The sequence below is a fragment of the Nocardioides sp. NPDC057772 genome, assembly GCF_042798075.1.
Classification (GTDB): Bacteria; Actinomycetota; Actinomycetes; order Propionibacteriales; family Nocardioidaceae; genus Nocardioides.
In genome coordinates, this window is record NZ_JBHVKN010000200.1 from 1 (window position 1) to 9494 (window position 9494).

A 9494-nucleotide genomic window follows, 5' to 3' on the forward strand; every position below is an offset into this window, starting at 1 on the left:
CGCGCCGAGGGCGGCAGCCGCGCCCTCGCGCTGCTGCTGGTGATCACGGGCGCGGCCGGTCTGCTCGCCGCCGACGCGCCGGAACTACGGTTTCGCCGGCGGCGCGGTGCTGCTGCGCACGACCAGCTCGGCGGGCAGCCGCAGGTGGCGCTCGGTCTGCTTGCCCTCGAGGAGCTCGAGCAGGAGCTCGAGGGCCGCGCGGCCCATCTCGTGGAGGGGTTGGGCGACGGTGGTGAGCGGGGGAGTGGCGTCGCGGGCCTCGGGTACGTTGTCGAAGCCGATCACCGAGAGGTCCTCGGGCACTCGCAGGCCGAGCGAGCCGGCGACCTCGATGACCTTGATCGCCGAGATGTCGTTGGCGGCGAAGATCGCCGTGGGCCGCTCGCCCGCCGGGAGCGAGAGCAGCTCGCGGGCAGGTGCCTCGGCGAGATCGGGGTGGTAGCCGCCTACCCGGATCAGCCCGGGGGAGACGCTCAGCCCGGCCTCGTAGAGGGCCTCGCGAAAGCCCTGCTCGCGCAGGGCCGCGGAGCGGAGGTCGGGGCGGCCGCCGAGGAAACCGATGCGCCGGTGGCCGAGGCCGACCAGGTGGTCGACGGCGAGCCGGGCGCCGGTGATGTTGTCGGCGTCGACGGTCATCGGGCCGTCGGGGCCGGTGTGGGGGTCGATCGCCACGACCGGGATGGTGGTCTCGTCGGTGATGATCATCGACGGGGTGACCACGATCGCGCCGTCGATCAGGGTGTGGCCGAGGCGGGAGAGCGAGCGACGCTCCCAGCCGGTGTGGTTGTGGGCTCCGGTGCGCCCGGCGTGGGCCAGCAGCTCGTAGCCGGTGCCGTCCAGGGCCGCCGAGATGCCCTTGAGGAGCTCCGCGGAGTAGGGCTCGAACTCGGCGACGAGCACGCCGATGACACCGGTCGACTTGCGGCGCAGGCTGGAGGCGATCAGCGATGACTGGTAGCCGAGCTGGTCGATGACGGCGAGCACCTTCTCGGTCGTCGCCTCGCTGACCCCGTAGCGCTCGTTGATCACCTTCGAGACCGTGGCCACCGAAACACCCGCCTCCCGGGCGACGTCGGTGATCGTCACCCGGCGCGGGCGGGGCTGGTCGAGCGTGCTCATGCTCTGACAGTAGCCCACTCGGGGCATCTTCCGCCTCTCTACGAAATCGTTATCGACAACGATTGACATCACCCTCCGACAACCGCCATGCTCGACCCCGACGATGTGGCGGCAGTCACATACCCACCCACCCAGAGCTTGCAACGAAGAGGTTCCACGATGTCGAGGAAGACACAAGCACTCGCCGCGCTCTGCGCCGGACTGATGATTGCCGCCACCGGTTGTGGCGGCTCGGGCGACTCCGGTGGCGACGACAACACCATCATCTGGTGGCACAACTCCAACAACGATCCCGGTAAGGGCTACTACGAGCAGGTGGCGAAGGACTTCGAGAAGGCCAACCCCGGCGTCGATGTCAAGGTGCAGGCCTTCGCCCACGAGGACATGCTCACGAAGCTCGACGCCGCCTTCCAGAGCGGTGACCCCGAGCAGGTCCCGGACGTCTACATGGAGCGTGGCGGCGGTGAGCTCGCCGACCACGTCGAAGCCGGTCTGACCAAGGACCTGTCCGAGGACGCGGCCGAGGAGATCGAGATGATCGGCGGCTCGGTCGCCGGCTGGCAGGTCGAGGACAAGACGTACGCCCTGCCGTTCTCCATCGGCGTCGTCGGGTTCTGGTACAACAAGGACCTGTTCGCGAAGGCCGGCATCACCGCCGCGCCGGAGACGATGGAGGACTTCTACGCCGCCGTCGACAAGCTCAAGGCGGCGAACATCCAGCCGGTCTCGGTCGGCGCCAAGGACGCCTGGCCGGCCGCGCACTACTACTACTGGACCGCGGTCCGGGAGTGTTCGCAGGACGTGCTCACCGATGCGGTCAAGAGCCTCGACTTCTCCGACCCCTGCTTCGAGAAGGCCGGCGACGACCTCGTCGACATCGTCGACCACAAGCCCTTCAACAACGGCTTCCTCTCCACCGGTGCCCAGGAGGGCCCGACCTCGGCCTCCGGCCTCCTCGCGACCGGCAAGGTCGCCATGGAGCTCGCCGGTCACTGGGAGCCCGGCGTGATGCAGGGCATCACCGAGGACAAGTTGGGCCTGGGCGACAAGACCGGCTGGTTCGCCTTCCCGCAGATCGAGGGTGGCCAGGGTGACCCGGGCGCGCAGATGGGTGGCGGTGACGCCTGGGCGGTCTCCGAGGGTGCCCCGGACGCCTCGGTCGACTTCGTCAAGTACCTCCTCTCCACCGAGGTCCAGACGGGTTTCGCGGAGAACGGGATGGGTCTGCCGACCAACCCCGAGGCGACCGGCGCGCTGACCGACCCGGCCCTGGCGGACCTGATCAAGGTGCGCGACAGCGCCCCCTACGTCCAGCTCTACTTCGACACCGCTTTCGGCCAGTCCGTCGGCGGCGCGATGAACGACGCCATCGTCAACGTCTTCGCCGGCAAGGGCACCGCCGCTGACATCGTCACGGCCACCCAGGCCGCCGCGGACAAGGAAAAGTGAGTCGAACCTGTGACACATGACGTGACCGAACCCGCTCCGGCGGCGCCAGGGCACGCCACATCGGGCGCCCGGCGTATAGAGCCTGTACGCCGGGCCTCCGGCGGTACGAGGGGTACCGGACATGGTGGTGACGCCTGGCGCAAGCGCCTGGAGATCCTGGTCTTCGTAACCCCCGCACTCGCGCTGATCGCGCTCTTCGTGGCCTGGCCCATCGTCACCGCGGTGCGCTTCTCCGTCTACGACTGGAAGGGCTTCGGCGACCTGACCGACTTCGTCGGCCTGGAGAACTACGCCGAGGTCCTCGGCGACGAGGTCTTCCGCAGCGCGGTCGGCCACAACATGGTGATCGTGGTGGGCTCGATCCTGCTCCAGCTCCCGCTGGGCGTGGCCATCGCGCTTCTGCTCAACCGGAAGATGAAGGGCCAGGGCCTGCTGCGCACGATCATCTTCGTGCCGTACGTGCTGGCCGAGGTCATCGCCGCGGTGGTCTGGCTCCAGCTGCTGCAGCCGCAGTACGGCTTCATCGACGCCTTCACCGCGCAGATCGGCCTCACCCCGCCCGAACAGGGCTGGCTCGGCACTCCGGAGTATGCCCTGTGGATCGTGCTTCTCGTGCTGACCTGGAAGTACCTCGGCCTGGCCGTGCTGCTCTTCCTGGCCGGCATGCAGGGTATCTCCGAGGAGCTCTACGAGGCCGCCGAGCTCGACGGCGCCTCCTGGTGGCAGACGCAGTGGCGGATCACGATCCCGCTGCTCGGGCCCACCATGCGTACCTGGGCCTTCTTGTCGATGATCGGATCGATCCAGTGCTTCGACATGATCTGGGTGCTCACCCAAGGTGGTCCCGCGGACGCGACGGCCACCATGGCGACCTACCTCATCGACGAGGGCACCAAGCGGCACAACTACGGCATCGCCGGCGCCGCCTCGGTGATCCTGTTCGTCATCGCGTTCGCGATGGCCCTCGCCTACCAGGTCCTCGTCCTGCGTCGTGACACCCAGGACGACACCCAGCGCTACACCCGGGCGGAGAGCGCTCTGTTCGGTGCCCTCTTCCGGAAGCGAAAGGCGGCGTGATGTCCAGAGCGCGCGGCAACCTGTGGGTCTACCTGATCGCGCTGATCGTCGTCGCGATCACGATCGGCCCGGTCCTCTACGGTGCGATGGGAGGCTTCCGCACCAACGCCCAGCTCGCCGACAAGCCGGCCGGGCTGCCCGACCCGTGGGTGTGGACCAACTACGCCGGTGTGCTGTCGAACCCGTCGTTCTGGCAGTACGCCCTCAACTCGACGATGATCGCGATCATCACCACGGTGGTGACCGTCGTGTTCGGGCTGATGGCGGCCTACCCCTTGGCTCGCTACCAGTTCCGCGGGCGCGAGGCGCTGTTCATGGTCTTCGTCCTCGGCCTGCTCTTCCCTGCGGCCGTGGCGATCATCCCGTTGTTCATCATCATCACCCGCAACCTGCACATGGCGAACACCTGGTGGGGCGTGGCGCTGCCACAGGCGGCGTTCGCGCTGCCGATGACGGTGGTCATCTTGCGGCCGTTCCTGATGGCGCTGCCCAAGGAGCTGGAAGAGGCGGCGCTGATGGACGGCGCCAGCCGGATCGGCGTCTTCTGGCGGGTCCTGATGCCGCTGTCGGCACCCGGGATGATCACCGTCGGGGTGCTGGCCTTCGTGACCTCCTGGAACGCCTACCTGCTGCCGCTGCTGCTGCTCCAGGACCGAATGCGCACCCTCCCGCTCGGCGTCGCCGACTTCTCCACCGAACACTCCGCCGACACCGCCGGCGTCCTCGCGTTCACCACGCTCGCGATGATCCCTGCCCTCGTGCTCTTCCTCGCCTTCCAGCGCCGCCTCGTCAGCGGTCTGCAGGGTGCGGTCAAGGGCTAGAACGGAACTCCCTGTGACTGAACCTGTGATTGACCCCGTGAATGAGTCAGCGTCCCTTCCCGCGTGGCCGCGGGCCTCCGAGCGCGTACGTGACCTGCACGCGCGGATGACCCTGGAGGAGAAGCTCGCCCAGATCGTGGGCTTCTGGCTCGACCGCGGCGGTGACGTCGTCGCCCCCATGGCCAACGAGATGTCTCGCGACTCGGAGAGCGGCGAGGACCGGCGGCTCTCGGAGATCACCGCCCACGGCCTGGGCCACTACACCCGCGTGTACGGCACCCGGCCGGTCGACCCCGCCGAACGGGCCGCGTGGCTGTGGGCCGAGCAGAGCCGCCTGGTCTCGCAGACCCGGCTCGGGATCCCGGCTCTGGTCCACGAGGAGTGTCTCACCGGCCTGGCGGCCTGGGAGGCCGCGACCTTCCCGACGCCGCTGGCGTGGGGTGCGTCCTTCGATCCCGAGGCCGTGGAGGAGATGGCCCGGATGATCGGCGCCGACATGCGCGCCCTCGGCGTGCACCAGGGCCTCGCTCCGGTGCTCGACGTGATCCGCGACGCGCGCTGGGGCCGCTGCGAGGAGGCCATCGGCGAGGATCCCTATCTCGTCGGGACGGTCGCGACGGCGTACGTCCGCGGCCTGCAGTCAGCGGGTGTGCATGCCACCCTGAAGCACTTCGTCGCCTACTCGGGCTCGCGCGCCGGCCGCAACCACGCGCCCGTCTCCGCAGGGCCGCGCGAGATCGCCGACATCTTTCTGCCACCGTTCGAGATGGCGGTGCTGGACGGTGGCGCGAGGTCGGTGATGGCGTCCTACAACGACATCGACGGGGTGCCGCAGCACTCCTCGGTCGAGCACCTCACCACGCTGTTGCGCGAGACCTGGGGCTTCGACGGGGTCGTGGTCGCCGACTACTTCGGGGTGGCGTTCCTCGCGGTGATGCACGCCATCGCCGCCGACCGCGGGCGGGCCGCGGCACTGGCCCTGGAGGCCGGCGTCGACGTGGAGCTCCCCAGCGGGGACGCCTATCTCGAGCCGCTGGCTGCGCTGATCCGCTCCGGTGAGGTCTCCGAGTCGCTCGTCGACCGGGCGGTGCTGCGGGCGCTGGCGCAGAAGGAGTCGCTCGGCCTGCTGGACGAGTCGTTCCTGGCCGGTCTGGAGGAGGGCGCGCCGGAGTCGATCGACCTGGACTCGCCGGCCCACCGCTCGCTGGCCCGGCGGCTGGCCGAGGAGTCGGTGGTGCTGCTCAGCAACGACGGGATCCTCCCGCTCGGCGCCGGCGCCGGCAAGGTGGCGATCATCGGCCCCAATGCCGATCGTTCCGAGGCGCTGATGGGCTGCTACTCCTTCGTCAACCATGTGATGGCGAGCTACCCCGACAAGCCGTTGGGCATCGAGCTGCCGACGATCGCGGATGCGCTCCGCGACGAGCTCACCGGCGCCTCGATCGAGGTCGTGGCCGGGTGCGACGTCGAGGGCTCCGACCGCTCCGGCTTCCCGGCCGCGGTCTCCGCCGCTGCCGCTGCCGACGTGGCGATCCTCGTCGTGGGTGACCAGGCCGGGCTCTTCGGCCGCGGCACGGTGGGGGAGGGCAACGACTCCGAGTCGCTCGAGCTTCCCGGCGTGCAGCGCGAGCTGGTCACCGAGATCGTCGCGACCGGGACGCCGGTCGTGCTCGTGGTCGTCACCGGCAGGCCGTACGCCATCGGCTGGGCCCTCGAGGACGAGGCACGTCCCGCGGCGGTGCTGCAGGCGTTCTTCCCCGGCGAGGAGGGCGGACCGGCGGTGGCCCGGATCATCTCCGGTGCGGTCAACCCGTCGGGCCGGCTGCCGGTCTCGTTGCCGCGGGTCTCCGGCACCCAGCCCTACAGCTACCTGCAGCCGCTGCTGGGCGGTCCCTCGGAGGTCACCGCCACCGACCCGACGCCCGCGAGGCCGTTCGGTTTCGGGCTCTCCTACACGACCTTCGGACACAGTGGGCTCTCGGCCGACCGTTCGGTCACCGCCGGTGGCAGCTTCGGTGTCGAGGTGACCGTCACCAACCTCGGTGACGTCGCGGGTGTGGACGTGGTCCAGCTCTACGGGCGCGACCTGCAGGCGTCGGTGGTCCGGCCCGTCTCGCAGCTGCTCGGCTACCAACGGGTCGCGCTGGAGCCGGGCGAGTCGGCCGTGGTGCGCTTCGAGGTGCCCACGACACGCCTGGCCTTCGCCGACCGCAGCCTCACCCGCGTCGTCGAACCCGGCGACGTCGAGGTCTGGGTGGCCGCCTCGGCCGGGGAGAAGGTGGCCACCGCGGTCGCCGAGGGCATCGCCGAGCTCTCCGAGATCGATGCCGCCTCGGCCGCCGGTGGATCGGGCAGCGACAAGGCGCTGGTCACCATCACCGGAGACATCCACCGCGTCAGCCCCGCCGACCGCCGGATCACGACCGCAACGGTCCTGAGATAGGCCGCAACCCGGTCGAGTCGGCCCGTCTTGACGGGCCACCTCGACCGGGCTTGGTGTCAAGATGGGCCGACTCGACGGGATCGTCGGTCAGGGCGGGCCGACTCGACTCGCTGGGCGCTGGGCGAGGTACGCCGCGGGATCGGCGATCACGCGGCCTACGACCGTCCCGGCCGCGCCGCGCACGGCCGCGTCGCTGCCGAGGCCGGAGACCAGCAGCGGCGGCGGCTCGGTGGCGCCGGTGTGGTGACCGATCGAGGCCGAGGTCGGCGCGGAGAGCCACGGCGCGAGCGTGGCGAACGCGCCGCCGAGCACGATCGCGGCGGGGTCGAGAAGGGTGAGGACCGAGGCGAGGGCGACCCCGAGATGACGCCCGGCGTCGGTGACGGCATCCAGGGCGGTCTGGTCGCCGGCCTCGCAGGCGTGGGCGAGGTCGGCCATCGTCGCGACCTGGGCTCGGGCGAGGATCTCCTGCTGACCGGCCATCCGCTCCAGGCAGCCATGGCCGCCGCAGGCGCACCGCGGACCGTCGGGGGCGACCACGACGTGGCCGAGCTCGCCGGCGCCTGCGTGAGCCCCGCGGAAGACCTCGCCGCCGATCACGATGCCGCCGCCGATCCCGATCTCGCCGGAGACGTGCACGAAGTCCCGCAGCGCGCTCCCGTTCTGTCCGTGGCCGCCGAACCACATCTCGCCGAGCGCGGCGAGGTTGGCCTCGTTCTCGAGCTCGACCTCGAGCCCGGTGCCGTCCTGGATCGCGGCGGCGAGGTCGACCCGGGGCCAGCCGAGGTTGGGGGTGCGTACGAGGGTGCCGCCGACGGCGAGGCCGGGCACCGCCACGCACGCCGCGGCCAGGGGGAGACCCTGGGAGGCGGCGCTGCGGGCGGCCGTGCGGGCCACGTCGACGAGGTCGGCGACGACCTCGTCGACCTCGCGGTCGCGGTTGTCGCGGCGTACGACATGGTGGTAGCGCGGCGCGCCGGACAGGTCGGTCACCATGGCGGCCAGGTAGTCGATGTTGATCTCCAGGCCGAGCCCGGCAGCGCCTCCCGGAGCGAGGGTGAGCGCCGTGGCCGGCCGGCCTCGCTCGGTGGCGGCCGGGCCGCTCTCCGCGACCAGGCCGGCGGCGATCAGATCCGTCACCAGGCCGGACACCGACGACTTCGTCAGACCGGTGTGCGCAGCGACCCGGGCGCGGGAGACCGGACCGGTGCGAGCGACCTCGCCGAGCACGAGGGCGAGGTTGCTCGCCCGCATCCCGGCATGCTGGGCAGGCTCGCTTCGGACCGTCATGAACGGGATTAGACCAAGATCTGCACTTGAGGTCAACCACCCAGAATTTATGTGGGAACTGGTTGACAGTGTGACGTTCGTCGCGGTTTCATCTGGATAGATAGTCCGAGTTGTGAACTAAAGTGAGGAAGCAAGGCCATGACGGAGTACACCCCCACCCCGGACGACAAGTTCACCTTCGGTCTGTGGACCGTCGGCTGGAACGGTCAGGACGTGTTCGGATCGGCGAGCCGGCCGCACCTCGACGTCGCGCACTCGGTCCACAAGCTGGCGGAGCTGGGCGCCTACGGCATCACCTTCCACGACAACGACGTGTTCGCGATCGACGCGAGCGACGCCGAGCGCCAGGCCGAGATCGACAAGCTGAAGGCGGCGCTGGACGAGACCGGCCTCAAGGTGCCGATGGCCACGACGAACCTCTTCGGCCACCCGGTCTTCCGTGACGGCGGGTTCACCTCCAACGACCGCGAGGTGCGCCGCTACGCGATCGCCAAGGTCGCCCGCAACATCGACCTCGCCGCCGAGCTCGGGGCCACGACGTACGTCATGTGGGGTGGCCGTGAGGGCGCGGAGTCCCACGCCGCGAAGGACATCGCGGCGGCGCTGGACCGATACCGCGAGGCGGTCAACCTCCTCGGCGACTACGTGACCGAGCAGGGCTACGACATCCGGTTCGCCATCGAGCCGAAGCCCAACGAGCCGCGCGGCGACATCCTGCTGCCGACCATCGGCCACGCCCTTGCCTTCATCAACAGCCTCGACCGCCCCGAGATGGTCGGCCTCAACCCGGAGGTCGGACACGAGGAGATGGCCGGGCTCAACTTCGCATCCGGTGTCGCCCAGGCGCTGTGGCACGGCAAGCTCTTCCACATCGACCTCAACGGCCAGCACGGGCCCCGGTTCGACCAGGACCTCCGCTTCGGTGCCGGCAACCTGCGGGGTGCGTTCAACCTCGTCGACCTGCTGGAGACCAAGGGCTACGACGGCCCGCGCCACTTCGACTTCAAGCCGCCGCGCACCGAGGACGAGGACGGCGTGTGGGCCTCGGCCGCGGGCTGCATGCGCAACTACCTCGTGCTGCGCGAGCGTGCCAAGGCGTTCCGGGCGGATCCCGAGGTCAAGGCCGCCCTCGAGGCATCGCAGGTCGAGGAGCTGTCGGTGCCGACCCTCGCCGAGGGCGAGACGCTCGAGGACATCCGCAAGGCGACCTACGACATCGAGGCGCTGGACCACGGCTACGCGTTCGAGCAGCTCGACCAGCTGGCCATGGACCACCTGCTCGGGCTTCGTTAGGT

Annotated in this window: 7 protein-coding genes; 5 read left to right on the top strand and 2 right to left on the bottom strand. The window is 70.0% G+C overall.

From position 1 onward, the window contains the following. Positions 1-84 precede the first annotated feature (84 nt). On the bottom strand, positions 85-1119 hold the full coding sequence (locus ACFVJS_RS23185; RefSeq protein WP_378885468.1) for a LacI family DNA-binding transcriptional regulator: 1035 nt from the start codon (positions 1117-1119) through the stop codon (positions 85-87). A gap of 159 nt (positions 1120-1278) precedes the next feature. Between ACFVJS_RS23185 and ACFVJS_RS23190 the strand changes: the two genes are divergently transcribed. From ACFVJS_RS23190 to ACFVJS_RS23205, 4 genes are read left to right on the top strand one after another with little or no spacing between them, the layout of a single operon-like run. Beyond that, positions 1279-2568, top strand: coding sequence for an ABC transporter substrate-binding protein (locus tag ACFVJS_RS23190; protein ID WP_378885469.1), 1290 nt, complete (start codon positions 1279-1281; stop codon positions 2566-2568). 21 nt (positions 2569-2589) lie between these two features. Beyond that, complete coding sequence (locus ACFVJS_RS23195; RefSeq protein ID WP_378885471.1) at positions 2590-3645, top strand: carbohydrate ABC transporter permease; 1056 nt, start codon at positions 2590-2592, stop codon at positions 3643-3645. Continuing rightward, positions 3645-4466 (top strand): carbohydrate ABC transporter permease, encoded by an 822-nt coding sequence (locus tag ACFVJS_RS23200; RefSeq protein WP_378885473.1) that lies wholly within the window; start codon positions 3645-3647, stop codon positions 4464-4466. The genes ACFVJS_RS23195 and ACFVJS_RS23200 overlap by 1 nt, the downstream gene beginning before the upstream one ends. Positions 4467-4503: 37 nt before the next feature. Beyond that, positions 4504-6909: a beta-glucosidase gene (locus ACFVJS_RS23205; RefSeq protein ID WP_378885474.1), complete on the top strand. Its 2406-nt coding sequence runs from the start codon at positions 4504-4506 to the stop codon at positions 6907-6909. Positions 6910-6996: 87 nt separating this feature from the next. On the opposite strand, the gene ACFVJS_RS23210 is transcribed toward ACFVJS_RS23205, so the two are convergent. Continuing rightward, positions 6997-8199, bottom strand: coding sequence for an ROK family protein (locus ACFVJS_RS23210; RefSeq protein WP_378885476.1), 1203 nt, complete (start codon positions 8197-8199; stop codon positions 6997-6999). A gap of 138 nt (positions 8200-8337) precedes the next feature. Between ACFVJS_RS23210 and xylA the strand changes: the two genes are divergently transcribed. Beyond that, on the top strand, positions 8338-9492 hold the full coding sequence (gene xylA, locus ACFVJS_RS23215) for a xylose isomerase (RefSeq protein ID WP_378885477.1): 1155 nt from the start codon (positions 8338-8340) through the stop codon (positions 9490-9492). The last annotated feature ends 2 nt before the right edge of the window (positions 9493-9494 follow it).